The organism is Alloalcanivorax marinus (genome assembly GCF_016906305.1).
Taxonomy (GTDB): Bacteria; Pseudomonadota; Gammaproteobacteria; order Pseudomonadales; family Alcanivoracaceae; genus Alloalcanivorax; species Alloalcanivorax marinus.
In genome coordinates, this window is sequence record NZ_JADDOL010000011.1 from 88,163 (window position 1) to 114,697 (window position 26,535).

A 26,535-nucleotide genomic window follows, 5' to 3' on the forward strand; every position below is an offset into this window, starting at 1 on the left:
ATCCCCGTCGTTTTGTTTGCCTCGTCGTCGCCGCGTGAAACTTTTGCGGTAGTTCGGTAAGCCGCTTTCTCCCATCGGTATGGATGCGTCGGAGTGTGGTAATTCCGTGCCTGAATACTCACGACGCCCGCCGCGCTCCCGGCGCAGACTCGATCCATCGCGGCCCGACCGCGACGCCAATGACATAACAATGCACAGCCGGAGAGAGCATCATGGGACATCTGGAACGGCTTATCGGTTTGAGTCTGCTGGCCGGCGCGCTGGCCGCCTGTGGCGGCGGCGGAGGCGGCGGTGGTGGTGACACGGCGGTGTCCGGCGGCGGTGACGGGCCAGTGGACGAGGGCACGCCCCGCGCCGAGGACCCGATGGATCCGGCGCCGCCGCCCCGGGGCGCGTCCTTCGCCGGCCGCGAATACCGGTGCCAGGGCGACGAATGCCAGGTGGGCCAGTTCGCCGGCCCGTTCGCCGAGCCCACCATCCGCTACAGCGACGCCAGCACCGGCGACAACCTCAAGGTGGTGACCACCGACGACAAATGCCTGGAAGACAGCGAGGGCGACCTGCGCTGCAAGCCGGCGGCGGGTTCCATCGCGTTGCTGCCGGATAACCGGCTGGTCTACTTCAACGCCCTGGAAGGCACCGAGAACGTGGAGTTCTCCATCGTCGCCGAGTTCGGCTTCGTGGCGGTGAACGACCAGACCCGGGTGCTCAACCTGGGCCCCGCCGGTCCCCGGGACAGCATCAGCTGGGAGCGGCCCTCGCCGGTGCGCGGCGGCGCCAACGTGGACGGCAACGACAGCGACACCCTGCTGCCCGGCAAGGAGCTCACCGACGCGGAAAGCACCCCGGGCAACGACGGCGCCCTGTTCTGCGCCGACGTGATCCAGCTGGCCGACGGCCGCATCATGGCGGTGGGCGGCACCGACTATTACACCGAGCCGTCCCTGGGCTCGGTGTTCCCCCAGGCCCGCGACGTGCTCGGGTCCATCGACAACGAGATTCCCCTGCCCAGCAACTTCGGCGAGATCAGCGTGCCCGACGACATCGGCGTGGTGGAGCTGGAGGGCCTGAAGGACGCGCGCATCTTCGATCCCACGGACAACAGCTGGACCCAGACCGGCTCCATGAACCACGGCCGCTGGTATCCCAGTCTGGTGACCCTGCCGGACGGCGACATCTTCGTGGCCAGCGGCGTCACCAAGCTGCTCAAGCCGGTCTACACCGGCGCCCTGATCGGCGGCGAGAGCAGCGGCCTGCGTGAACTGCTGCAGTCCGCCGACAACGTGCGCGCCAGCGAAACCTACGACCTGGAAAGCGGCACCTGGAGCGAGAACGGCGAACGCCCCCTGCCGGGCCTGGACAGCACCGCCGGCAAGCCCCTGCCGCTGTACCCGCGCCTGCATCTGCTGCCCAACGGCCAGGTGTTCTACAACGCCGCCGGCCAGGCCTTCAATCCGTTCGGCCAGTCCTACAACCAGGCGCAATGGAACTTCGTGTCCGCCTATGACCCGGAGCAGGAGCTGTGGACCGATCTGGGCTACGCCGGCCTCAATGTACAGCTCGACGAGCTCGGCCTGGAGCGCATCACCAGCGCCCTGACCCTGACCAGCCCGAATCTGCTGGAAGACCTGATCGGCACCGGCGAGGGGCTGCTCACCGGTCTGCTGGGCGATCCCCTGGGCAGTCTGGAACAGGTGCAGAACCTGCTCGGCGACGTGGCCGATCCGGAGATGGCCAACCGGCTGCTGGGCGCCGGCTTCCGGGGCTCCACCTTCTCGATCATGATGCCGCTGCGCCAGAACGGCGCCGGTGAGTACGACACCGCCCGGTTCCTCACCGCCGGCGGCGTGGTGGGCGCGGTGGCCGCCACCAGTCCGGGCAGCTATCTGGCGGTGCCCAATGCCCGCATCGACACCGTGGAAGTGAACGTGCCGGACACCGAAAGCGGCATGCGCTATTCCTCGGAAATCGTCGGCAACCTGAACGGCCCGCGCTGGTATTCCACCGCCGTGCTGCTGCCGGACGGCTCGGTAATGGCCTTCAACGGCGCCAACCGGGACGAGGTGGTGCTGCCGGGGTCCGCCAATCCGGTGCAGGTCACCGAGCGGTTCGATCCCAACACCAGAACCTGGACGCCCATGGCCAGCTCCCTGAACCCGCGCACCTACCACAACACGGCGCTGCTGCTGCCGGACGGTCGGGTGCTGGTGGGCGGCCACGCGCCGATCAACACCGCCTACCTGTTCAGTCTCAATCTGGAAGAGCTGGGCTTCTCGCCCAACGATGGCCGCGACCCGTCCTTCGAAATCTACAGCCCGCCCTACGTGTTCAAGGACCGCCCGGAGATCCTGTCCGCGCCCGCGGAGGTGTCCCACGGCGAGGCCATCGACATCCAGGTGGACGACGCCGCCGCCATCAACGAAGTGCTGTTGGTGCGGCGCACCAGCCTGACCCACCTGGTGGACGGCGATCAGCGCACCGTGGTGCTGCCGCACACGGTGAGCGACGGCCAGGTCAGCGTCACCATTCCGGGCAACGCGGCGGTGGCCCCCGCCGGTCATTACCTGCTGTTCGTCAACCGGGTGGCCAGCGACGGCTCCGCCATGGTGGTGCCGTCCACCGCCGCCTCGGTGCAGGTGCTGTTGCCGGACGCGGCCCCGGCCCTGTTGGTTCGACAATAGCTGGCCCGGCAATGAGGAGCGCGACCATGACCGTTCGATTCCGTTTTGCCGGCCTGCTGGCCCTGGCCGGCCTGCTGCTGGCCGGCGCCGCCGGCGCCCACGGGCCGGAAGCCAAGGCCGTGAAGGCCCGGCTGGACCCGCTGCCGGCGGCCCTGGCCGGCGTGGAGGCCCAGGTGCAGACCACGGTGGCGCCGCAGCTGGTGGTGGCCAACGACAGTGACCGCACCCTGGCCATTCTCGATGGGGAAGGGCGCGCCTTTCTGCGCATCGACCGGGGCGGGGTGCTGGCGGACCTGGCCAGCCCGGCCTGGTACCGCAGCCAGACCGCCGCCCGTGGCGTACCGCTGCCGGACGGCGTGGCCCAGGACGCGGCGCCGCGCTGGGCACGGGTCAGTGACCGGCCCCACTGGGGCTGGTTCGACCCGCGCCTGCGCACCGACGAGGTGGCCGTGCCCCACGAGCTGGAACACGCCGGCCGGCCGGCGCGGCTGGCGGAGTGGCGGGTACCGGTGCGGCGGGATGGCGAGGCCGCCGCCCTGGCCGGGGCGTTCCGCTACGAACCGCTGCCGCCGGGGCGCTTTCTGTCCCGGCTCACCTCCGACCCGGCGCTGACCGAGGGGGTCACCGTGACCCTGGCGCCGGGCACGGTGCCGGCGCTGCACCTGCACAATCAAGGGGAGAAGCCGGTGACGGTGGCGGACGCCCGGGGCCGGCCCTGGCTGCGCGTGGGGCCCGGCGGCAGCTTTCTGAACGCGGCGCCGGAGGCCGCCGAGGCGAAATGGGTGAAGGTGGCCGGCGGACCCCGCTACACCTGGACCGAGCCCCGCGCCGCCTACGGCGAGCGCTGGCCGTCGGCGGCGGTGCTGGACGCCGGCGAGCGGGCCCGGGTGAGCACCTGGACCCTGCCGGTGACGGTGGGGGATATGCCGGTGGCGGTCACCGGCGAGGTGTTGTGGGTGCCGGGTGAGCGGGTGGCCGACAGCGGCCACCATCATTAGCGTCGATGACGATCGCGACTGAAGTCGCTCCTACAACACCTCTCCGACAGCTGTAGGAGCGACCGGGCGGCGTTCCGCTTCAGTCGCGATGGCTCCCACCCCCCGACAGCCGCGCCAACACCCCTTCCACCACCTCGAAGCGCTCGGCGGCGGTCTCCGACTCCAGCTCGAAGCGCAGGGTGCTGGCGCCCTCCAGCTTGTAGAGATTGGGCCCGGACTGCACCAGTTTGACGATGGTCAGCGGGTCCACCGGGGTGCGCTCGGCGAACTCCAGCTTGCCGCCGCGCCCGTGGGCGTCCAGCCGGACGATGCCCAGGGCCTCGGCGCGCTGGCGCAGGGCGGTGACCCGGAACAGGTTCTTGAGCGGGTCCGGCAGCAGGCCGAAGCGGTCGATCATTTCCACCTGCAGCTCTTCCAGTTGCTCCGTGGTCTTGCAGCCGGCGATGCGCTTGTACAGCGTCAGCCGCGTGAACACGTCCGGCAGGTAATCCTCCGGGATCAGCGCCGGGATGCGCAGGTTCACCTCCGGCCCGCCGGACAACGGCTTGGCGGTGTCCGGCTGCTCGCCGTTCTTCAGGGCTTCCACCGCCTGCTCCAGCATTTCCATGTACAGCGAGAAGCCGATCGCCTCCATGTTGCCGTGCTGTTCCTCGCCGAGCAGCTCCCCGGCGCCCCGGATCTCCAGGTCCTGGCTGGCCAGCACGAAGCCGGCGCCCAGGTCGGTGGCCTGCTCGATGGCCTCCAGGCGCTTGAGGGCGTCCTTGGTCATGGCCCGCGGGCTGGGGGTGATCAGGTAGGCGTAGGCCTGGTGGTGGCTGCGCCCGACCCGGCCGCGCAACTGATGCAGCTGGGCCAGGCCCAGCTTGTCGGCGCGCTCGATGACGATGGTGTTGGCGCTGGGCACGTCGATGCCGGTTTCGATGATGGTGGTGCACACCAGCACGTTGAAGCGGCGGTGGTAGAAGTCGCTCATCACCGCTTCCAGCTCGCGCTCGCGCATCTGCCCGTGGGCGATGCCGACGCGGGCGTCCGGCACCATTTTGCGCAGCTCCTCGGCGGTGCGCGCCATGGTGTCGATGTCGTTGTGCAGGTAATAGACCTGGCCGCCGCGCAGCAGCTCGCGCAGGATCGCCTCCTTGATGGCGGTGTCGTTTTTCTGCTGCACGAAGGTCTTCACCGACAGGCGTTTCTGCGGCGGCGTGGCGATGATGGAAATGTCGCGCATGCCACTCATCGCCATGTTCAGGGTACGCGGGATGGGCGTGGCGGTGAGCGTGAGAATGTCGCACTCGGCGCGCAGCTCCTTGAGCCGTTCCTTGTGGCGCACCCCGAAGCGGTGTTCCTCGTCGACGATGATCAACCCCAGGTTGGAGAACGACACCGACTCCTGCAGCAGCTGATGGGTGCCGACGATGATGTCCACCTTGCCGGCCTTGAGCCGCGCCAGCACCTCGCTTTTTTCCTTGGCGCTGCGGAAACGGGACAGCACCTCGATGTTCACCGGCCAGTCGGCGAAGCGATCGACGAAGGATTCGTAGTGCTGCTGGGCGAGCAGGGTGGTGGGCACCAGCACCGCCACCTGGGTGCCGCTCTGCACCGCCACGAAGGCGGCGCGCATGGCCACCTCGGTCTTGCCGAAGCCCACGTCGCCGCACACCAGCCGGTCCATGGGCTTGGCCAGCTGCATGTCGCTGATCACGGCGCGGATGGCCGCTTCCTGGTCCGGGGTTTCCTCGAACGGGAAGCCGCTGGCGAAACGCTCGTAGTCCTCCGATTCCACGCCGAAGGCGCGGCCCTGGCGGGCTTCCCGGCGGGCATAGGTGTTGAGCAGCTCGGCGGCCACGTCGTTGATCTTCTCGGCGGCTTTCTGGCGCGCCTTGCTCCATTGTTCCGTGCCCAGCCGGTTCAGCGGCGGGCTGTCGCCGCCGCCGTAGCGGCTGATCAGGTGCAGGGAGGACACCGGCACGTACAGCTTGTCGCCGCCGGCGTACTCCAGCAGCAGAAATTCGTGCTGCTGGCCGTGCACCGCCATGTGCACCAGGCCCTGGTAGCGGCCCACGCCGTGGTCCAGGTGCACCACCGGCGCGCCGATGCTGAGCTCGCCCAGGGAGCGGATGCCCAGTTCGTTGCCACTGTCCTCGCTGGTGCGTCGGCGGCGGCGTTGCATCACCCGCTCGCCGTACAGCTCGCTTTCGCTGACCACCAGCAGCTGGTGGTCCGGGGCGTAGAAGCCCGCGTCCAGCTCGCCGCGGGTCAGGTTCCAGCGTTGCGGATCGGCCAGGAAGTCCGCCCAGCCGTCCTTCAGGGAGGGCTGGATGCCGATCTTCTGCATCAGCTCCAGCAGCGCCTCCCGGCGGCCGGCGGTTTCCGCCACCACCAGGATGCGCAGGTCCGGCCGGGCGTCGGCGAACGCATACAGCGGCGCCAGCGGATTGCCGGCGCGCGGGTCGGCGGCCACCTTGGGCGCCGCTGCCACGCGGAACGACACCGCCTGGTCGCCGTCGCGCTGGCGGGCGCGGGGCAACCGCCGCCAGGCGCCGTCCAGTTCGTCCGGGCGCAGGAACAACCGCGCCGGCGGCAGCACCGGGCGGTGAATGTCGTGGCGGCGCTGTTCGTAGCGGGCGCTGACTTCGTCCCAGAAGTGCGCGGCGGCTTCCTCGCAGCCGGCCATTTCCAGGGCGCGGGCGTTGGCGGGCAGATAGTCGAACAGGGTGGCCAGGCCGTCGAAGAACAGCGGCAGGTAGTATTCCAGCCCGGGCGCGGCGATGCCCTCGGACACCTCCTGGTAGAGCGGCACATGGCGCGGGTCCAGGTCGAAGGTGTCGCGGAAGGCGGTGCGGAAGCGGCGAATGCCCTCGGCGCTGAGCGGGTACTCGGCGGCCGGCAGCAGGTTGATCTCCTCCACCTGACCGGTGGAGCGCTGGGACTCCGGGTCGAACAGGCGCAGGGATTCGATGTCGTCGTCGAACAGCTCCACCCGGAACGGCTGGGCGGTGCCCATGGGGAACACGTCCATGATCGCCCCGCGCACCGCGAACTCGCCGTGCTCGTAAACGTTGTCGCGCTGCCGGTAACCGCAGTCCACCAGCCGCGCGCGGGTGGTCTCCATGTCGAACGGCTGGCCGACCCGCAGCATGAAGCTGTTGCCGGCGATGTGCGACGGCGGCGCCAGCCGCTGCATCAGGGTGTTGATCGGCACCACCAGCACGCCGTGGCGGGCGCTGCCCAGCCAGTTGAGTACGCGGATACGGTCGCTGACGATGTCCTGGTGCGGGCTGAACAGATCGTAGGGCAGGGTTTCCCAGTCCGGAAACAGCATCACCGGCAGGTCCGGCTGATCGTCGGCGGCGCCCGCCAAATAGAAGCCCAGGGCGTCGGCCAGCTGCTGGGCGCGGCCGCTGCCCGGGGCCGCCACCAGCAGCGGGCCGTCCAGGGAGCGCGCCACCTGGGTGAGCACCGCCGCCAGGCTGCCGTCGGACAGGCCGCGCCAGTCCTTGAAGTGCTCGTTGCCGGCGGGGAACAAGGGAGTATCGGGTAACAGGGTCATCGTGCCTCCATCGGGGGCGCGCATTGTAACGCAGGCGCGTGACGGGTTCATGAGGGCCGCGCCCCCATCTCCCGTAGGAGCGGCTTCCGCCGCGATTGTGATAGCATCGCGCCGCTCGGTATACGCAGAGGCCAACAATGAAAGAATCGGTTCGGGAATTGATGCAGCGCTTCAACCTGGAGCCCCTGGAGAACAACCTGTTCCGGGGCCAGAGCGAAGCCAACGGCCAGCGCAGCATCTTCGGCGGCCTGGTGGCCGGTCAGGCGCTGCTGGCGGCCTCCATGACGGTGCCGGAGGATCGGCCGGTGCATTCGCTGCACGCCTACTTCCTGCGCCCGGGCGATATCCGCCGACCCGTGATCTACGACGTGGACCGGATTCGCGACGGTCGCAGCTTCACCACCCGCCGGGTGAACGCCATTCAGCACGGTCGTCCGATTTTCAGTCTGTCCACCTCCTTCCAGGTGGAAGAGGAGGGCGCCCGCCACCAGACGCCGATGCCCGAGGTGCCCGCCCCGGAAGAGCTGGAAAGCGACGAAAGCGCCCGGCTGGCCATGGCCGAGCGGATTCCCAAGCAGTTCCGTGATGACTTTCTGCGCGAGCGGCCGCTGACGTTCCGACCGGTGACCCCGCGCAATGTGTTCGAACCGGAAAGCCGCGAGCCGCTCAAGCAGTTCTGGTTCAAGGTCGCCGACCAGGTGGAGGCCGACCGCATGACCCATCGGGCGCTGCTCGCCTATTGCTCCGACTTCGGTTTCATGGGCACCGCCATGCAGCCCCACGGCATGACTTTCTGGCAGGGCAACATGCAGTGCGCCAGCCTGGACCACGCCATGTGGTTCTACGACGATTTTCGTATCGATGACTGGCTGCTCTACCACTGCGAAAGCCCCGGCGCCGCCGGCGCCCGCGGACTCACCTTTGGCCACATCTACCGCCGCGACGGCGTGCTGGTGGCCTCGGTGGCCCAGGAGGGCCTGATGCGCCTGCGCCCCGGCGAAGAGCCGGTCTGATCCGACGACCCCCGGGTCGCGGGGCCGCTGGATGCGGCGGGCGATTGGCGCTATCATGCGCGCCCCCAGGCCCGTCCCCCTGGCGGCCCGGACCCCGACCTGCAGACCCTGACTGAGAGGCGCCCCGTGAACAAACTGGAAGACCACTTCGGACGCTGGAAAAACCGCGAAGAGATCGCCGAAGCCATGATCCCCATGATTGGCCGGCTGTATCGGGAGAAGAATGTGACCACCCAGGTCTACAGTCGCTCCCTGGTCAACAAGTCCGTGATCCAGATCCTCAAGGATCACCGTTTCGTCAAGCAAATCGAGGCCAGCCTCTCCGAAAACGGCCTGTCCGTGGTCGACTCCTTCCCGATCCTGCAGGAAGTGGCCAAGCTGGACATCGGCCCCAGCCGCATCGACATCGGCAAGCTGGCGGTGGCCTACAAGAAGGACGACAAAGGTCTGTCCCTGGAAGAGTACGTGCGCCAGGAACTGGCCGAAGCGGTGGACCAGAAGGTCGACCTGCCCGGTCAGAAGGACGTGGTGCTGTACGGCTTCGGCCGCATCGGCCGCCTGCTGGCCCGCCTGCTGATCGAGAAGACCGGCTCCGGCGACGGCCTGCGCCTGAAGGCCATCGTGGTCCGTGAGTCCGGCAAGGAAGACCTGCAGAAGCGCGCCAGCCTGCTGCGCCGCGACTCCGTGCACGGCCCGTTCGCCGGCACCATCGCCGTGGATGAGGAAGAAAACGCCATCATCGCCAACGGCAACTACATCAAGGTGATCTACGCCAACGATCCGTCCAAGGTGGATTACACCCAGTACGGCATCCGCGACGCCATCCTGGTGGACAACACCGGCAAGTGGCGGGACCGGGAAGGCCTGTCCCAGCACCTGCAGTGCCCGGGCGTGGCGCGCGTGATCCTGACCGCCCCCGGCAAGGGCGACCTGAAGAACATCGTGCCCGGCGTCAACCACGACATGGTGGAAGACTCCGACACCATTCTGTCGCTGGCCAGCTGCACCACCAACGCCATCGTGCCGCCGCTGAAGGCGCTGAACGACAAGTTCGGCATCGAAGTGGGTCATGTGGAAACGGTGCACTCCTACACCAACGACCAGAACCTGCTGGACAACTTCCACAAGGGCCCGCGCCGGGGCCGCGCCGCGCCGCTGAACATGGTGCTCACCGAGACCGGTGCCGCCACCGCCGCCGCCAAGGCGCTGCCGGATCTGGCCGGCAAGCTCACCGGCAATTCCATCCGGGTGCCGACCCCGGACGTGTCCATGGCGATCCTGAATTTGACCCTGGGCAAGGAAACCACGCTGGAAGAGTTGAATGATTACCTGCGCTGGGTGAGCCTGCACTCCCCGCTGCAGCGTCAGATCGACTTCATCAGCAGCCCGGACGCGGTCTCCACCGACTTCGTCGGCTCCCGTCACGCCGCCGTCATCGACGCCGAGGCCACCATTGTCAACAATGGCCGCCACTGCGTGCTGTACGTGTGGTACGACAACGAATTCGGGTACAGCTGCCAGGTGGTGCGCCTCCTGCAGCAACTGTCCGGCGTGGAATATCCGCGTTACCCGAAAGACTGACCGGTCAGTGGAAAAAGCCCGCCTCAGCGGGCTTTTTCTTGCGAACATTTGGGGAATACCCACAAGGTCAATCCTGGCATCCGGACCGTGCGGTCATTATAATGTCGCGCGCCGGCCCCGGCCGGCGTCTCCGGAGCTGGGTGCCCGGTACCTCCCGAACGGGTGTTCCTGACGCTTTCTACCGGTTTTCGCGCGCCTTCCCGCCTCCCCGCCAACCGCGGTCCCCGGGGAATGCGCCGCTCGACTTCAGCAACACGCAACGTGGGCGAGACACTATGATCAAAATCAAGAAGGGGCTTGACCTGCCTATCGCCGGCGCACCGCGCCAGGCGATCGAGGAAGGTCATCAGGTCCGTTCTGTCGCTGTTCTTGGCGGCGACTACGTGGGGATGAAACCGACCATGGAGGTCCGCGAAGGCGACACGGTGAAGAAAGGGCAATTGCTCTTCACCGACAAGAAGACCGACGGTGTCCGGTACACCGCGCCCGCCGGCGGCAAGGTCCTGGCCGTGAACCGCGGCCACAAGCGCGTGCTCCAGTCCGTGGTGATCGAGATCGCCGACCAGGAAGAGGAAATCACGTTCTCCGCCCACGCCCCCGACGCTCTGGGTGGCCTGGACCGCGAGGCGGTCCAGCAGCAGCTGGTGGAGTCCGGTGAATGGACCCTGCTGCGCACCCGGCCCTTCGGCAAGGTGCCGGCGCCGGGCAGCGCCCCCAACTCCATCTTCGTGACCGCCATCGACACCAACCCCCTGGCCCAGGACCCGGCGGTGGTGATCAAGGAAAACGAAGACAGCTTCCGCCACGGCCTCACCGTGCTGACCCGTCTCACCGACGGCCCGGTATGGGTTTGCAAGGCGCAGAAGGGCGATCTGCCGTCCTTCGCCCAGGGTCAGGTGCGCGAAGAAACCTTCGCCGGCAAGCACCCGGCGGGCAACGCGGGCACCCATATCCATCACCTGGATCCGGTGAGTCTGAACAAGACCGTCTGGACCCTGGGCTATCAGGACGTGATCGCCATCGGCAAGTTGTTCGTCGACGGCCGCATCAGCTCCGACCGCGTGGTGGCCCTGACCGGCCCGCAGGTGAAGACCCCGCGGCTGCTGCGCACCCGCGTCGGCGCCAGCCTGGAAGACTTCACGCGCGGTGAACTCAAGGAAGGCGACAATCGGGTGATCAGCGGCTCCGTATTCAACGGACACCACGCCCGTGGCCCGATGCTGTTCCTGGGCCGCACCGCCAACCAGGTGACCGTGCTGCGTGAAGGCCACGAGCGCGAACTGCTGGGCTACATTTCCCCCGGCGGCAACCGTTTCTCGGTGATGAACATCTACCTGTCCAAGCTGATGCCGGGCAAGCGCTTCAACTTCACCACCACCACCAACGGCAGTGAGCGGGCCATGGTGCCGATCGGCGCCTACGAGGAAGTGATGCCCCTGGACATCCTTCCCACCCAACTGCTGCGCTCGCTGATCGTCGGCGATACCGACTCCGCCATGGCGCTGGGCGCCCTGGAACTGGTCGAGGAAGACCTGGCCCTGTGCACCTTCGTGTGTCCGGGCAAGTACGAGTACGGGCCGATCCTGCGCGACAACCTGACCACGATCGAGGTGGAGAGCTGAGATGGGTCTGAGAAACTACATCGACGACAAAATCGCCCCGCATTTCCACGAAGGCGGCAAGTTCGAGAAGTACTACGTCTTCTTCGAAATGTTCGACACCATGTTGTACAGCCCGGACTCGGTGACCCGGTCCGCGGCCCACGTGCGTGACGGCATCGACCTGAAGCGGATCATGATGACCGTATGGTTCGCCACCTTCCCGGCGATCCTGTTCGGTCTCTACAACACCGGCTACCAGGCCAACCTGCAGATCACCGAGTTCGGCTACGACGCCATCCCCGGCTGGCGCGCGGACCTGGTGATGGCGCTCACCGGCTTCGACTACCAGAGTTTCTGGGCCAACATGCTGCACGGCCTGGTCTACTATGTGCCGATCCTGGTCGCCGTCTACCTGACCGGTTTCTTCTGGGAGGCCCTGTTCGCCTGGAAGCGCGGCCACGAGGTCAACGAAGGCTTCTTCGTCACCGGCATCCTGTTCACCCTGATCCTGCCGCCGGCCATTCCGCTGTGGCAGGTGGTGCTGGGCGTGTCCTTCGGCGTGGTGATCGGCAAGGAAGTGTTCGGCGGCACCGGCAAGAACTTCCTCAACCCGGCGCTGGTCGGTCGTGCCTTTCTGTACTTCGCCTACCCGGCGCAGATGTCCGGTGACTCCGTGTGGACCGCCGTGGACAACTTCTCCGGCGCCACGCCGCTGAGCCTGGCCGCCTCCGGCGACCTGAACTTCTCCGCCGGCCTGGCCGAGAACGCCCTCAACGCCGGCGCCAATGGCGCCACCCAGAGCCTGGCCTGGATGGACACCTTCCTGGGCGGCATCCAGGGCTGTATCGGCGAAACCTCGGTGATCGCCATCGCCCTGGGCGCGGCGTTCCTGCTGTTCACCAAGATCGCCTCCTGGCGCATCATGCTCGGCGTGCTGATCGGCATGGTGGCCATGAGCGGCCTGTTCAACGTGCTGGGCAGCGACTCCAACCCGATGTTCGCCATGCCCTGGTACTGGCACCTGACCGTGGGCGGCCTGGCGTTCGGCCTGGTGTTCATGGCCACCGACCCGGTTTCCGCCTCCATGACCAACACCGGCAAGCTGATCTTCGGCGCGCTGATCGGCGTGATGACGGTGCTGATCCGGGTGGTCAACCCGGCGTTCCCGGAAGGCATCATGCTGGCGATCCTGTTCGGCAACCTGTGCGCCCCCCTGATTGACTACTTCGTGACCCAGGCGAACATCCGTCGTCGTCTGCGTCGCACCGGCGGAGCGGTGTAATGGCTGGAAGCAAAGATAGCGTAGCAAGAACCCTCACGGTCGCGTTCCTGGTCTGTCTGGTGTGCGCGGTGGTGGTGGCCACCGCCGCGGTGAGCCTGCGCCCCGTGCAGCAGAAGAACCAGACCCTCGACCGTCGCGTGAACATCCTGCAGGCCGCCGGTCTGTATCAGCCCGGCATGGACGTGGAAGCGGCGTTCAAGACCATCGACCGCAAGTTCGTCGATCTGGAAACCGGTGAGTACGTGGACAAGCCGGCCTCCTACGACCAGCTCAAGGCGGCCAAGGACCCGGAGCAGAGCGAGCGTCTCGACCCCGAGGATGACATCGCCGGGATCAAGACCCAGGCGGACGTGGCCGAGGTGTTCCTGGCCCGCGACGACGCCGGCAACCTGACCCGCATCATCCTGCCGGTGCGCGGCTACGGCCTGTGGTCCACCCTGTACGGGTTCATGGCCCTGGAGGCCGACGCCAAGACCATCGCCGGTCTGGGCTTCTACCAGCACGGCGAGACCCCGGGTCTCGGCGGCGAGGTGGACAACCCGGCCTGGAAGGCGCTCTGGGAAGGCAAGAAAATCTATGACGAGGACGGCGATATCGCCATCCAGGTCATCAAGGGTACCGTGGACAGCGGCACGCCCAACGCGGAAAACAAGGTGGACGGCCTCGCCGGCGCCACCCTGACCAGCAAGGGCGTGAGCCACCTGGTACGGTTCTGGGTCGGCGCGAAAGGTTTCGGCCCCTACCTGGAACGCATGCAGAACGGCGAAGCCGGCGACGGTTCCGAGGCCGGCGAAACTGGAGGAGAGGCGTAATGGCGGAGAAGACCAAGGACCTGTTGTTCGGTCCGATTTTCGACAACAACCCCATCGCGCTGCAGATCCTGGGCATCTGCTCCGCGCTGGCGGTGACCAGCAACCTGAGCACCACCGTGACCATGTGTATCGCGCTGACGTTGGTGACCGCGTTCTCCAACTTCTTCGTGAGCACGGTGCGCAACGTGATCCCGTCGAGCATCCGCATCATCGTGCAGATGACCATCATCGCGTCGCTGGTGATCGTGGTGGACCAGTTCCTCAAGGCCTACGCCTACAGCATCTCCAAGCAGCTGTCGGTGTTCGTCGGTCTGATCATCACCAACTGCATCGTGATGGGCCGCGCCGAAGCGTTCGCCATGAAGAACGCGCCGATCCCGTCCTTCATGGACGGCGTGGGCAACGGCCTCGGCTACTCCGTGCTGCTGCTGACCCTGGGCTTCGTGCGCGAACTGTTCGGCGCCGGCAGCCTGTTCGGCATCCAGGTGCTGCCGACCACCGCCGACGGCGGCTGGTACGCCACCAACGGCCTGCTGCTGCTGCCGCCGAGTGCCTTCTTCCTGATCGGCTTCTTCATCTGGGCGGTACGCGCCTGGAAACCGGAGCAGGTGGAAGAAGACGACTTCAAGATGAAGCCGCACAGCCGCGTCAGCGACGCGTTTTAACGGCGAGAACGGGAGCTCATCATGTTTGAACATTACGTCAGCCTGTTCGTCCGCGCCGTTTTCGTGGAGAACATGGCGCTGGCCTTCTTCCTGGGGATGTGTACCTTCATCGCCATCTCCAAGAAGATCGGCACCGCCATCGGTCTGGGTATCGCGGTGATCGTGGTACAGACCATCACCGTGCCGGTGAACAACCTGATCCTGCACTATCTGCTCAACGAGGGCGCTCTGTCCTGGACCGGCATCGACGCGCTGGCCAACCTGGACCTGCGCTTCCTGGGCCTGCTCAGCTACATCGGCGTGATCGCGGCGATCGTGCAGATCCTGGAAATGACCCTGGATAAGTACGTGCCGAGCCTGTACAACGCGCTGGGCATCTTCCTGCCGCTGATCACCGTGAACTGCGCCATTCTGGGTGCCTCCCTGTTCATGGTGGAACGCGACTACAACCTGGGCGAATCCGTGGTCTACGGCATCGGCGCCGGCACCGGCTGGGCGCTGGCCATCACGCTGCTGGCGGGCATCCGCGAGAAGCTGAAGTACAGCGACGTTCCCGACGGCCTCAAGGGGCTGGGCATCACCTTCATTACCGTGGGTCTGATGTCGCTCGGGTTCATGTCCTTCTCCGGCGTGCAACTCTAAGGGGAGAGCGAGAACATGGGTTTTGAAATCATTCTCGGCGTGGTCATGTTCACCGCCATCGTGCTGGCGCTGGTGGCGGTGATCCTGATGGCCCGCTCCCGCCTGGTGACCAGCGGTAACGTGCACATCGACATCAACGGCGAAGCCGACAAGGGCATCGACGTGCCCGCCGGTGGCAAGCTGCTGGGCACCCTGGCGGACCAGGGCATCTTCCTGTCCTCCGCCTGTGGCGGTGGCGGCACCTGCGCGCAGTGCAAGTGCCAGGTGCTGGACGGTGGCGGCGACATCCTGCCCACCGAGGAAGGCCACTTCACCAAGGGCCAGATTCGTGACGGCTGGCGCCTGAGCTGCCAGGTCAACGTCAAGCAGGACATGAAGATCAAGGTGCCCGAGGAATTCTTCGGCGTGAAGAAGTGGGAATGCGAAGTCGTTTCCAACCCCAACGTGGCCACCTTCATCAAGGAACTGACCCTGAAGCTGCCGGAAGGCGAGAACGTGGACTTCCGCGCCGGCGGTTACGTGCAGTTGGAATGCCCTCCGTACGATATCGATTTCTCCAATTTCGATATCGACGAGGAATTCCGCGGCGACTGGGAGAAGTTCAAGTTCTTCGATCTCAAGGCGAAGAGCAACGAGACCGTGGTGCGCGCTTACTCCATGGCCAACTATCCGGAAGAGAAGGGCATCCTCAAGTTCAACATCCGGATCGCCACGCCGCCCCCGGGCGCCAAGGACATTCCGCCGGGCCTGATGAGCTCCTACGTGTTCAACCTGAAGCCCGGCGACAAGATCACCGTGTTCGGGCCCTTCGGTGAGTTCTTCGCCAAGGAAACCGACGCGGAGATGGTGTTCATCGGCGGTGGCGCGGGCATGGCCCCCATGCGCAGCCACATCTTCGACCAGCTCAAGCGTCTGCACTCCAAGCGCAAGATCAGCTTCTGGTACGGCGCCCGCTCCATGCGCGAGACGTTCTACTCCGAGGAGTACGATCAGCTGGCGGCGGAGAACGACAACTTCGAGTGGCATCTGGCGCTGTCCGATCCGCTGCCCGAGGACAACTGGGAAGGGCCCACCGGGTTCATCCACAACGTGGTCTACGAGAACTACCTCAAGGACCACCCGGCACCGGAAGACTGCGAGTACTACATGTGCGGTCCGCCGATGATGAACGCCTCCGTGATCAAGATGCTCGAGGACCTGGGCGTCGAACCGGAGAACATCATGCTGGATGACTTCGGTGGGTGATTGAACGTCATCGCGGCTGAAGCCGCTCCTACAGGTCAATGTAGGAGCGGCTTCAGCCGCGATCCGGCCGACGATGGCCCCCGCCACCTCTCCGACATCCTCCACCCGATCAACACACCCATGCCAATCCCTCTGTTCCGCCTCTTCCCCCTCCTGGCCCTCCTGGCCCTGCTCGCCGCCTGCGACGACACCGCCGACCGCCTGTCCGCCCTCAACGGGCCCACCATGGGCACCACCTGGTCGGTGAAATTCACCGGCACCCCCACGGACGGCGTGCCCGCGCTGCGACAATCCATCGAGGCGGCCCTGGAGCAGGTCAACGCGGACATGAGCACCTACCGCGAGGACGCCACCATCAGCCGCTTCAACCGGGCCGAGGCGGGCCGGGCGGTGACCGTGTCCGACGATTTCGCCCGGGTTCTGAACGAAGCCCTGGCCATCTCCGAGGACACCGACGGCGCCTACGACGTGACCATTGGACCGCTGGTCAATCTGTGGGGGTTCGGCCCGGACCCGGAACGCTTCGAGCCGCCGCCCCAGGCGGAGGTGGACGCGGCCCGGGCCCGGGTCGGCTGGCAGAAGCTGACCCTCAACGGGGATCAGCTGACCCAGCCCGGCGGGGTGTATCTGGATCTGTCGTCCATCGCCAAGGGCTTCGCCGTGGACAAGGTGGCCGGCCTGATGGAACAGGCCGGCATCCGTAACTATCTGGTTGAGATCGGCGGCGAACTGCGCGCTTCCGGCGGCAAGCCCCAGGGCCAGCCCTGGCGCGTGGCGGTGGAGCGGCCGATCCCCGGCGTGCGCCAGATGGACAAGGTGATCGCCCTGCGCGACCTGTCCATCGCCACCAGCGGCGACTACCGCAACTTCTTCGAGGTCGACGGCAAGGTCTATTCGCACACCATCGACCCGCGCACCGGCTACCCGGTGGGCCACCAACTGGGGTCGGTGACCGTGTTACACTCCAGTTGCATGGTCGCCGACGGCCTGGCCACGGCCCTCACCGTACTGGGGCCGGAAAAGGGGCTGGCGTTCGCCCGCGCCCGTGAACTGCCGGTGCTGTTCATTGTCCGAGGTGACGACGGTCCCGAGGAAATCATGACCGACGCCTTCCGCCGTATTCTGGAAGGCGAAGCAGGAGGAAACTGACATGTTGGGTACCATTCTGGCCGCGTTCGTCGTGCTGGCCCTGCTGTTCGCCGGCATGGCCATTGGCGTGATCCTGTCCAACAAGCCGCTGAAGGGCTCCTGTGGCGGTTTGGCCGCGCTGGGCATGAAGGACGGCTGCGAAATCTGTGGCGGTGACAAGGATGCTTGCGAGGAAAACACCCGCCAGGTCAGCGCCAAGCGCGCCGCCGAACTGGGCCGCGACGTCCTCAAAACCTGATCGCCCATCGCGACTGAAGTCGCTCCTACAACCCCTTTTCCGTAGGAGCGACTTCAGTCGCGACCCACCCCCGGGTCCGTTCGCCGTAGGACCGACCGGGCGGCGCACCGCTTCAGTCGCGATAACCGCCCGCTCCAGGCAGGTAAGCCTCCACTGACAATAAGCGTGTCCGATCACCTACCTCGAACCGGGCACCTGACTGATCCCGCTCCCACTCACACTCCGCCATGATCGGAGGGATGAAAACGCCGCCGCGACAGCACGCGCTCAGAACAGGGCGGGTCTCCCTTCCACACCAGGTCTACCTGATCACCACGGTGACCCGGCGCCGCGCGCCGGTGTTCAGCGATCTGTCCGCGGGGCGGGCACTGGTGAGACAGCTCCAACACCACCATCGTCGCGGTGAGGCGGAGACGCTCGCTTATGTGATTATGCCCGATCACCTTCATTGGATGTGCCGGCTGCGGGCCGCGTCGCTGTCCCGAACCGTGCAAACACTGAAAGGCGCCAGCAGTCGGGCGATACCGGCGTTGACCTGGCAGGTCGGCTTCCATGACCAAGCGGTGCGGGATGAGCGCCTGTTGAGAGCGTATGCCCGTTACATTGTCGCCAACCCCCTGCGGGCCGGGTTGGTGGCCCGGATCGGCGATTACCCGTTGTGGGACGCGGTTTGGCTGCAGGCGGATACCGAGGCGGATTGGGATTGGTGCGGGTAGGTATGGGTGTGACGGCTGGACGGTATCGCGACTAAAGTCGCTCCTACAAACCCTTTTCCGTAGGAGCGACTTTAGTCGCGATCAAGGGCGGCCGACGATGACGGCGGTGCGCAGGCGGGACTGGCCGTAGCGGATCATTTTTTCGAAGCGGTCCCGGGTGATGGGCACGTGCTGGCAATCCAGAGGCACCTGGTCGTCCGCCGGGTCCGGGTCGTGGATGTAGAAACACTCCCGGTCCGCGCCGCTCACCACCACCCAGTGGGGCGCCTTGCGCCCGTCCAGCCGCCAGGTGCTGATCAGCACGATGGCCACCTCGCCCTGCTTCAGTGCCTTGTCCAGGCGCGCCGCGGTGAGTTCCCGGTAGCGCACCGGAATGCCCCGTTCCCGCACCTCTTCCTCGAAATGTTCGTGCACCGTCTCGATCACCCGCTTCTTGTTCTCGTCGCGCACCGAATCCAGAAACAGGGGGCCGCGCTGGTTGCAATAGACCTGGGCGGTGAGGCCCCGGGCCTCGGCGGCCAGGGCCAGGCCCAGCGGGTGGCAGCCGCCGTGGCCGGCGGTCATGAAAATGGTGGTGGCCTCGCGCCAGATCAGCAGCTCTTCCCGTTCCCGGGGGGCGCGCTGGAGCAGGGCGGCCAGGGCCATTTGCAGGCAGGCGGGCCCGCAGGTGAATTCGGTGCTCTGGCGCACCCACGGGATCTCGCGGCCGGCGTGGCGCTCCGGCGTATAGTGCAGGCGCTTCTGGTAGCGCAGCGCGTCCTCGTGGTCCTCGTAGTAATCCGGCGTGTACCCGAACAGCTTGTAGCCGCGCCGCTCGTAGAGGCGGATGGCGCCGGCGTTGTCGCGGCGCACCTCCAGACGCAGGTAAAGCCGCTTTTCCTCGTGGGCGTATTGCTCGGCGGCGTCCATCAGAGCGTCGCCCAGACCCTGGCCGCGCCAGGCCGGGTCGGCGGCGATGGAATAGAGCCGTGCCAGGCGCGTGCCGCGCTGCAGGATCACCAGAGCATAGCCGGCCAGGCTGCCGTCCGGCGCCAACGCCAGGATCAGGCCGGAATGGGCCTGGCGGATCCAGTGGCGAAAGCTGCGCCGGGACAGGCGGTCGCTGTCGAAGCAGCGCCGCTCCAGGGCGGTCAGGGCATCCAGATCGTGGGGCAGGGCGGGGCGCAGGGTAAAAATGGAATTCATGAGGTCATCCGGGGAGTTCGGCACCAGCATAAAGCCCCGCGGGGCGGCGATGCCAGTGCTTTTCCATGCCCGGCCGCATCGTCATAATGGCGCGATAAGGAGATCGAAATGCCCGTATCACCCGCTCCCTCACGGGGGCTGATTCTGTCCGGCGGTGGTGCCCGCGCCGCCTATCAGGTGGGCGTGCTGAGCGCCATCGCCGACATGCTGCCGCCCACCGCCAGCAACCCCTTCCCGATCATCTGCGGCACCTCCGCCGGCGCCATCAACGCCGCCGGCCTGGCCGCCGGTGCCCACGACTACCGGCTGGCGGTGCGCGGGCTGGAGCAGGTGTGGGCGAACATGACCGCCGAGCAGGTCTACCGCACCGACATCGGTGCCTTCCTGCGCAGCCTGCTGCGCTGGATGTTCAGCTCCGCCGCCGCCGGCCGGGGCACCACCCGCAGCGCGCTGCTCGACAACACGCCGCTGAAACGGCTGCTGCGTCTGGTGATCAACTTTCAGCGCATCGGACAGAGCATCGACCAGGGCCACCTGCGGGCGCTGTCGATTACCGCCTCCAGCTACGCCTCCGGGGAATCGGTGGCGTTCTTTCAGGGCGCCGACGATCTGCAGGAATGGAACCGGGCGCGGCGACTGGGCCGGCGCTCCACCATCGGCGTGCAGCATCTGCTGGCGTCGGCGGCGATTCCGCTGCTGTTCCCGGCGGAGAAGGTGGACGGCCGCTACTACGGCGACGGCGCCGTGCGCCAGCTGGCGCCGGTGAGTCCGGCGCTGCATCTGGGCGCCGACCGGCTGCTGGTGATCGGCGTGTCCGGCAACCCCACCGCCGAGCACCAGCGGCAACTGAGCGGCTACCCGTCCCTGGCCCAGGTGCTCGGCCATGTGCTCGACAGCGTGTTCGTGGACACCCTGGAAGGGGACGTGGAGCGGCTGGAACGCATCAATCGCACGGTCCAGGCGATCAGCCCGCGGGCCCGCAACCAGCATGAAATCCAGCTGCGTCAGGTGGAGGTGCTGAAGATCTATCCGTCCCAGCCGCTGGACGAGATCGCCGCCGAGCACAACAAGGAACTGCCGCGTACCCTGCGCTTCTTCCTGCGCGGCGCGGGCGCCACCCGCTCACCGGGGGCCTCGGCGCTCAGCTATCTGCTGTTCGAGCCGGGGTTTACCGGGCGGTTGATGTCGCTGGGCTACCAGGATGCCAAGGCCCGGGAAGAAGAGATCCGGGCGTTCCTGGAGGATTGAGGCATCGCGACTGAAGTCGCTCCTACGCCGTAATTAGGTGGTGTAGGAGCGGCTTCAGCCGCGATCAACGGCGCTTATTGAAATGGGCGATAAAGCTGGTGGGGAAGTCGGTGATGATGCCGTCCACCCCCAGCCCGGCCAGCCGCTGGGCCTGGCCCAGATCGTTCACGGTCCAGGTGGACACCTTCAGCCCGCGCCGCCGGGCGCGCCGCATCAGCCCCTCGTTGACCAGGGTGTGCTTGGGCATCAGCCAGGTGCAGCCCAGCGCCGCCGCCCGGCGGGTGGGCTGCTGGTAGCGGTACTCCGCCACATAGCCGCGCTCGATGCGCGGCGTCATGCCGCCCAGCATGCGCAGAAAGCCGGTATGGCTGGAGGTCACCACCACCCGCTCGTGCAGGCCCTGTTCGTCGATCAGCCCCACCAGCTGGTGGGCCAGGCGGTGCAGCAGCGGCGACTCGGCGCCCTTGACCTCGAACTGGAAACGCATGGTCGGCCCGCACAGGGCCACGACCTCGCGCAGGGAAGGGATGCACACCGGGCTGTGCCAGCCCGGCGTATTCTGGCGCGCATCCAGCACGCCCAGCTGCGCCAGGGTGTAGTGCTGGGCCTTGCCGCGCTCGCCGGTGGTGCGGGTGACGTTGCGATCGTGCACCACGATCAGGTGGCCGTCCCGGGACAGTCGCACGTCCAGTTCCACTTCCGTGACGCCGGCTTCCAGCGCCACCTGAAAGCCCGCCAGGGTATTTTCCGGGGCCTCGCCGCGGGCGCCGCGATGGCCGACGATGGTGGGAAGGGCTCTGCTCATGGTCTCGTATCGTTGCCGGCCCGATCGCTGGTTCGCCGCGCATTGTGCCGAAGTGGCCGGGATGGCATCAATAGGCAGGGCGCCATTGTCATGGAAGAGTCATGTTTGGCCTGCTAGGGTTGGCCCACCGCGAACCGCCGGAGACCGGGATGGGGTCCCTTATCAAGGCATACGCGGTGCTGTTCGCGCGTTCCTGGAACCCGGATTACGACGGCACCGTAAGCGGCGTATCGCCGCGCCGCTGGCTGGTGATGGCCGCCTTCTGGCCGCTGTTCCTGCTGGTGCAGTTGATCAACGGCGCCTTTTTGCTGCTCGATCATCTGCTGTTTCCGGACTTTCGCCGCGTGACGGTGCGCGCGCCGGTGTTTGTGGTGGGCGTGCCGCGCAGCGGCACCACCTTCCTGCACCGTCTGCTGGCCGGGGACCGGGAACGGTTCACCACCACCGCGCTGTGGGAGCTGATCTTCGCGCCGTCGATTTGCCAGCGCCGTCTTTGGCGGGGAGTGGGGCGGCTCGACGGCCTGGTCGGCCGGCCCCTGGAGCGTCTGCTGCACGGTCTGGAACGGCTCGCTCTGGGCGGGCTGGACGACGTGCACCAGACCGGCCTGCGCGACCCGGAGGAAGACTACCTGGCGTTGCTGCCGGTGCTGGGCTGTTTTCTGCTGGTACTGGCGGTGCCCGACCCGCGCCTGTGGCGGCTGACCTTTGCCGACCGGGACCTGCCGGACGCGGAGAAGCGCCGCCTGATGGCCGCCTACCGACGCTTCGTGCAGCGTCATCTCTACGTGCACGGCGACCGCCTCACTTTCCTGTCCAAGAACCCCTCGTTCACGCCGCTGATGGCCACCCTGGCGGCGGAATTTCCGGACGCCCGCTTTATCGGCTGCCTGCGCAACCCCACCGAGGCGGTGCCCTCGCAGATCAATTCCATCGTCATCGGCGCCCGCGTGTTCGACGGCCGGGACACCGCCGGATACTGGCGGGAGGGCTTTCTGGGCATGCTCGATTACTACTACCGGCATTTGCTGGACGAACTGGACCGGCTGCCCCCGTCCCGCCGCGCCCTGTCGCGCATGGAAGAGCTCTCGGCCCGGCCGCTGGCCACGGTGGAAGGCTTCTACGCGGCGTTCGGGCTGACCCTGTCGCCGGCCTATCGGGCCTGGCTGGCCGAGCGGGACGAAAAAGCCCGCCGCTACCAGAGCGGCCACCACTATTCGCTGGAAAACCTGGGCGTGGCGCCACAACGACTGCGCGACACCTTCGGCTGGGTGTACGAAAAATTTGCTTACCCTTTGCCGGAGGATGAACGCCCGTGAGGTTTTCCTTGTCACAAATTGGACATAAGTGGTACTCATACTGCCTGCTATGAATACAAACGAGCTGCGCGTGCTTTTTGTCGTGGACGCCATGAAGGGCCGCAACGGAGTAGGCGCCTACTTTCAGGATCTGGTCGCCCACCTGGACGGCAAGGTGGCCCGGGCCGAGCTGGTCTGTCCCAGCCTGGAGGAGCCCCATCCCTGCCAGGGGGTGTCCATGCCGATCCCCGGTGACCCCACCCAGCGGCTGTTCTTTCCCAAGATGCGCGAACTGACCGCGCTGGTCTGGGAAATGAAACCCCATGTGATCGTGATTCCCGGCCCGGGCATCTTCTCCCTGGGCGCCTACTGGGTGGCCCGCAAACTGGGCATTCCGGTGTGCGTGACCTTCCAGACCGACTACGACCGCCTGGTGCAGCTCTACTGGGGCCCGCGCCTGGCGAAGCTGGCCGGCGGCCTGCTCAACTGGCTCAACCGCACCCTGTTCCGGGGTTCCAGCGCGGTGGCCACCATCTGTGAAAGCATGATCGCCGACGCCCGCGCCGCCGGCGCCCGCCACCCGCAGCTGGTGGGCACGCCGCTGGGGCCGGAGTTCGTCAACCGCGCGCCGGCGCCCCTGGCGGAACCGCTGGACTCGGTGCTGTACGTGGGCCGGCTGGCGGCGGAAAAGAACCTGGAGCGGTTTCTGGCCATGGCCGAGCAACGGCCGGACTGCCGCTTCACCGTGGCCGGCGACGGCCCGCTGCGGCCGCTGGTGGAAGAGCACGCCCGCCGTTTGCCCAACCTGCACTTTCTGGGCTGGTGCAGCCGGGAGCGGGTGGTGGAACAGCTGGACGCCCACCAGGTGCTGGTGCTGCCCTCGTCGGTGGAAGCCTTCGGCACCGTGGCCCTGGAAGCCCTGGCCCGGCAGCGGCTGGTGATCACCACGCCGGTGTGCGGCATCAACCAATGGCCGCCGCTGGCCCGGGTGCTGGCGGTGGCCGGACCGGAGGAAAGCCTGGCCGATACCCTGGCGCGCCTGCGGGCGCTGACGCCGGCGGCGCGCCGGGAGCGCGCCGAGGCCGGTCGCCGGGCCGCCCTGGCCATGAACCAGGACGCCGTGGACGGCTGGCTGCAGGTGCTGCACGGCTGCGCCCGGCAGGGCGCGGTGCTGCCCAAGCCGCGCCGCTCGCCCACCGTGGCGGTGCTGCGCCGGCTGAGCACCCATCAGGCGCGGCCCGGGCTCTGACGTGTCCCTGGCCGGTCTGGTGTCGATCCACGATGTGATGCCGGAGACCCGTGAGCGGGTCGCCGACCTGCTCGAGCGGCTGGCCGCCGTGCCGCCCGAGCACGTCACCCTGCTGGTGGTGCCGGGCAAGGCCTGGCGCGACGAGGACCTGGACTGGCTGCGCGACCTGGCCGCCCGAGGCTATCCCCTGGCCGGCCACGGCTGGCGCCACCGCTGCGATCCGCCGAAAAGCCTGCATCACCGCCTGCACAGCGCGCTCATTTCCCGCGACGTGGCCGAGCATCTGTCCCTGGACGCCACCGGCATCGCCGCCCTGGTCCGGGATTGCCACCGCTGGTTCGTCGAGCACGGCTTGACCCCTTCCCCCCTGTACGTGCCGCCGGCCTGGGCGCTGGGCGCCATCGACCGCCGTGCCCTGGCGGCGCTGCCGTTCCGTTACTTCGAGACCCTGGGCGGCGTATACGACGCCCGCGAGCGGCGCTTCCACCGTCTGCCGCTGGTGGGCTTCGAGGCGGACAACACCTGGCGGGCGGCCAGTCTGACCGTTTTCAATCACTGGAATCTGGGGCTGGCGCGGGCTTTCGGCCGGCCTTTGCGGGTGTCGATTCACCCCGGGGATCTGTCGCTGAAACTGGGCGGGCAGGTGCTGCCCTGGGTAGGAAGGCTGGCGCGCACGGAAGGTTATCCGGATCTCGCCCCGGAGGCCGCCTAGCCTCGAATGGCGGTGGGGCGTCGGGCTTCGGAACCGCTGCTGGTGTCCACTTCCGAACGGGTCGTCTGGCTCTGGCCGTCCTGGCTGTCACTGGCCGCGCCGGAACCGGGCATGTAGAACATGGCCACCATCAGCAGCAGACCGCGGGTCGCGATTCTTCTTCTCATTGTCTGGCTCCGCCCGTGTGTGGTCCATCAACAGCGGCAAGTGGCGTAATGCCATGATGGCGGAGGCCAGCTTAGGGCGGAGCACGTGAAGGACCCGAGAGGAACGGCGGGATCGCGGTGGCAAAGGCTTAGCCCGCCTGCTCCAGCCGATCCGCGTTCTCCTCGATGAAGTCCACGAACGCCCGGGTCTTGGCCGGAATCAACTCGCGACCGGCGTACACCATGTAGAAGTCCAGGTCCGGGGCCCGGTATTCGGGCAACAGCCGAACCAGCTCGCCATTGTCGAGCTGGCTCTGAATGTCGGAAAGGCTTTTCAGGGCGATACCGCGGCCCTCCAGCACCCACTCGCGCAGCGTCTCGCTGTTGTCGGTGATCAGCCCGCCGCGCACCCGCACGGTATGACGCTTGCCGGCGGCGTCCTCCAGCACCCACTGGTCCTTGAACGCGCCGGGACAATCCAGAATCAGGCAGTCGTGGTCTTGCAGGTCGCGCGGCTCCCGCGGGGCAGGGTGGCGGGCCAGGTAGTCCGGCGACGCGCACAGCACACAGGGATTGCGCATCAGGCGCCGGGCCACCATGGACGAATCCTGCGGCTCGCCCAGTACGATCGCCACGTCCACCAGATGGGAGGAAGCCGCCGGGTCCAGCTCGCCGAAGTTGAGCTGCACGGACAGCTCCGGATAGCGCTCGGAGAATTCGCTGACCAGGGGGACGATGTGTTTGCGGCCCAGGCCGATGCTGGAGGCGATGCGCAGGGTGCCCTGCGGGTGCTGGCCGGCCTGGCTGACCTTGGACACCACGGTGTCCAGTTCGCCGATCAGCCGTTCCACGTTTTCGTAGAGGTCGCGGCCCTCGTCGGTGAGCTTCAGCCCCCGGGAACTGCGCACCAGCAGGCGAATGCCCAATTGACGCTCAATGCGACTGACGTGTTTGCTGACCGAGGCCACCGAGAGGTCCAGCGCCTTGGACGCTTCCGACAGGGTCCCCGCCTTGACCACCGCGACGAAGATAGTGAAATCCGCAAGCCGTTTCATGGTCCGTCCCTTTTTGTTCTACACCAAAAACTGGTTTTTTTTGGCGCCCGGAAAAAGGCGCTTTCGGTGTCGATCCTTCCGTGAGACTGCCAAGTATGGCATAGGGCCATGGGGCCAGCCATAAACTTCACGAAACAACGCTTTTATCATCACGGAACAGGCTGTTAGCGGCGATGCCCCGGGCGCCATCGGGGCCGGTCGCGACGCCCAACGCTTTGAATGCGTGAGCCCGGAGCAAATCATGTTCCAAAAGGTAACACCTGTAAACAAGGAGACTTGACGCCTGCGCAAGCCCCTTAAACGCTGGATTCCTTGGTTTTATTCCCTCAGAAGTATACATAAAGATGGCAGAAGTTTTTCTTTTTCCCGGTATCCGCAACGCCTGGAATTGCCAGAACCCGCTGTTTGGTGTTTACATCCGTGCTTGTCGAATCAAGGGGTAGGGAAAGAACTTCTGCGCTCTTTTTGATTCGCAGGGCCGTGGGAAAAAGGGGGGCGGATCCCTGCCCGGAGATTAATGTTTACAGGCGTACCCGTCACAAACTAGGATTTCGTCCAACCTGTCCGCACGGCGAGATCTTCATGGGCGGCACCATGGGCGCCCCTGGCCCGGCGGCGGAGCGGATCGATTAAGGAGTCACGGCGACCAGCGTGACCAACAACAACAACC

The 26,535-nt window shown here is 66.7% G+C and carries 22 protein-coding genes; 17 read left to right on the forward strand and 5 right to left on the reverse strand.

Annotated features, from left to right (window positions below; translation table 11 throughout):
- The first annotated feature begins 212 nt into the window (after positions 1-212).
- Entirely contained in the window at positions 213-2,681 is a 2,469-nt protein-coding gene (locus tag IM760_RS11160) for a galactose oxidase early set domain-containing protein (protein WP_204429228.1), read from the forward strand.
- A gap of 26 nt (positions 2,682-2,707) precedes the next feature.
- Positions 2,708-3,679: a hypothetical protein gene (locus tag IM760_RS11165; protein WP_204429230.1), complete on the forward strand. Its 972-nt coding sequence runs from the start codon at positions 2,708-2,710 to the stop codon at positions 3,677-3,679.
- Between the two features lie 79 nt (positions 3,680-3,758).
- Here IM760_RS11165 and mfd read toward each other — a convergent pair whose 3' ends face one another.
- Positions 3,759-7,226: a transcription-repair coupling factor gene (gene mfd, locus IM760_RS11170; RefSeq protein ID WP_204429232.1), complete on the reverse strand. Its 3,468-nt coding sequence runs from the start codon at positions 7,224-7,226 to the stop codon at positions 3,759-3,761.
- A gap of 137 nt (positions 7,227-7,363) precedes the next feature.
- On the opposite strand from mfd, the gene tesB reads away from it, so the two are divergent.
- The 11 genes from tesB to IM760_RS11225 all read left to right on the forward strand — a co-directional run bounded on the left by tesB (position 7,364) and on the right by IM760_RS11225 (position 18,170).
- A complete protein-coding gene (gene tesB, locus IM760_RS11175; RefSeq protein WP_204429234.1) occupies positions 7,364-8,239 on the forward strand; it encodes an acyl-CoA thioesterase II in 876 nt (291 codons plus the stop codon).
- Between the two features lie 126 nt (positions 8,240-8,365).
- Positions 8,366-9,820, forward strand: a complete 1,455-nt coding sequence (locus IM760_RS11180) for a glyceraldehyde-3-phosphate dehydrogenase (RefSeq protein WP_204429236.1) — start codon at positions 8,366-8,368, stop codon at positions 9,818-9,820.
- Between the two features lie 275 nt (positions 9,821-10,095).
- Positions 10,096-11,442, forward strand: a complete 1,347-nt coding sequence (locus IM760_RS11185; protein ID WP_204429238.1) for a Na(+)-translocating NADH-quinone reductase subunit A — start codon at positions 10,096-10,098, stop codon at positions 11,440-11,442.
- Position 11,443: 1 nt separating this feature from the next.
- Positions 11,444-12,703: an NADH:ubiquinone reductase (Na(+)-transporting) subunit B gene (locus IM760_RS11190; protein ID WP_204429240.1), complete on the forward strand. Its 1,260-nt coding sequence runs from the start codon at positions 11,444-11,446 to the stop codon at positions 12,701-12,703.
- Complete coding sequence (locus IM760_RS11195; RefSeq protein ID WP_204429241.1) at positions 12,703-13,515, forward strand: Na(+)-translocating NADH-quinone reductase subunit C; 813 nt, start codon at positions 12,703-12,705, stop codon at positions 13,513-13,515. The genes IM760_RS11190 and IM760_RS11195 overlap by 1 nt, the downstream gene beginning before the upstream one ends.
- Entirely contained in the window at positions 13,515-14,180 is a 666-nt protein-coding gene (locus IM760_RS11200) for an NADH:ubiquinone reductase (Na(+)-transporting) subunit D (RefSeq protein ID WP_204429242.1), read from the forward strand. Before IM760_RS11195 ends, IM760_RS11200 begins: the two co-directional genes overlap by 1 nt.
- Before the next feature lie 21 nt (positions 14,181-14,201).
- A complete protein-coding gene (gene nqrE / locus IM760_RS11205; protein ID WP_204429243.1) occupies positions 14,202-14,822 on the forward strand; it encodes an NADH:ubiquinone reductase (Na(+)-transporting) subunit E in 621 nt (206 codons plus the stop codon).
- A 15-nt stretch (positions 14,823-14,837) separates the two neighbouring features.
- On the forward strand, positions 14,838-16,067 hold the full coding sequence (nqrF, locus tag IM760_RS11210; protein WP_204429247.1) for an NADH:ubiquinone reductase (Na(+)-transporting) subunit F: 1,230 nt from the start codon (positions 14,838-14,840) through the stop codon (positions 16,065-16,067).
- Positions 16,068-16,187: 120 nt separating this feature from the next.
- Positions 16,188-17,216: an FAD:protein FMN transferase gene (locus tag IM760_RS11215; RefSeq protein ID WP_204429249.1), complete on the forward strand. Its 1,029-nt coding sequence runs from the start codon at positions 16,188-16,190 to the stop codon at positions 17,214-17,216.
- Between the two features lies 1 nt (position 17,217).
- The gene (nqrM, locus tag IM760_RS11220; protein WP_204429252.1) at positions 17,218-17,454 is read left to right on the forward strand and encodes a (Na+)-NQR maturation NqrM; all 237 of its coding nucleotides are present in this window, start codon (positions 17,218-17,220) and stop codon (positions 17,452-17,454) included.
- A 239-nt stretch (positions 17,455-17,693) separates the two neighbouring features.
- Complete coding sequence (locus tag IM760_RS11225) at positions 17,694-18,170, forward strand: REP-associated tyrosine transposase (protein WP_204429259.1); 477 nt, start codon at positions 17,694-17,696, stop codon at positions 18,168-18,170.
- An 81-nt stretch (positions 18,171-18,251) separates the two neighbouring features.
- Here the strand turns inward: IM760_RS11225 and IM760_RS11230 are convergent, their stop codons facing one another.
- A complete protein-coding gene (locus IM760_RS11230) occupies positions 18,252-19,355 on the reverse strand; it encodes a GNAT family N-acetyltransferase/peptidase C39 family protein (protein WP_239549759.1) in 1,104 nt (367 codons plus the stop codon).
- Positions 19,356-19,463: 108 nt separating this feature from the next.
- On the opposite strand from IM760_RS11230, the gene IM760_RS11235 reads away from it, so the two are divergent.
- Positions 19,464-20,603, forward strand: coding sequence for a patatin-like phospholipase family protein (locus tag IM760_RS11235; RefSeq protein WP_204429263.1), 1,140 nt, complete (start codon positions 19,464-19,466; stop codon positions 20,601-20,603).
- 64 nt (positions 20,604-20,667) lie between these two features.
- On the opposite strand, the gene IM760_RS11240 is transcribed toward IM760_RS11235, so the two are convergent.
- Positions 20,668-21,408, reverse strand: a complete 741-nt coding sequence (locus tag IM760_RS11240) for a glycerophosphodiester phosphodiesterase (RefSeq protein WP_204429265.1) — start codon at positions 21,406-21,408, stop codon at positions 20,668-20,670.
- 149 nt (positions 21,409-21,557) lie between these two features.
- On the opposite strand from IM760_RS11240, the gene IM760_RS11245 reads away from it, so the two are divergent.
- The 3 genes from IM760_RS11245 (at position 21,558) to IM760_RS11255 (ending at position 24,664) form a co-directional block, all read left to right on the forward strand.
- Entirely contained in the window at positions 21,558-22,724 is a 1,167-nt protein-coding gene (locus tag IM760_RS11245; RefSeq protein ID WP_204429267.1) for a sulfotransferase family protein, read from the forward strand.
- A 70-nt stretch (positions 22,725-22,794) separates the two neighbouring features.
- Complete coding sequence (locus IM760_RS11250) at positions 22,795-23,952, forward strand: glycosyltransferase (protein WP_338021393.1); 1,158 nt, start codon at positions 22,795-22,797, stop codon at positions 23,950-23,952.
- Between the two features lies 1 nt (position 23,953).
- Positions 23,954-24,664: a polysaccharide deacetylase family protein gene (locus tag IM760_RS11255; RefSeq protein ID WP_338021394.1), complete on the forward strand. Its 711-nt coding sequence runs from the start codon at positions 23,954-23,956 to the stop codon at positions 24,662-24,664.
- On the opposite strand, the gene IM760_RS11260 is transcribed toward IM760_RS11255, so the two are convergent.
- Positions 24,661-24,831, reverse strand: coding sequence for a hypothetical protein (locus IM760_RS11260; RefSeq protein WP_204429269.1), 171 nt, complete (start codon positions 24,829-24,831; stop codon positions 24,661-24,663). The genes IM760_RS11255 and IM760_RS11260 overlap by 4 nt on opposite strands.
- 128 nt (positions 24,832-24,959) lie before the next feature.
- Positions 24,960-25,865 (reverse strand): LysR family transcriptional regulator, encoded by a 906-nt coding sequence (locus tag IM760_RS11265; RefSeq protein WP_204429270.1) that lies wholly within the window; start codon positions 25,863-25,865, stop codon positions 24,960-24,962.
- Positions 25,866-26,535 lie beyond the last annotated feature (670 nt).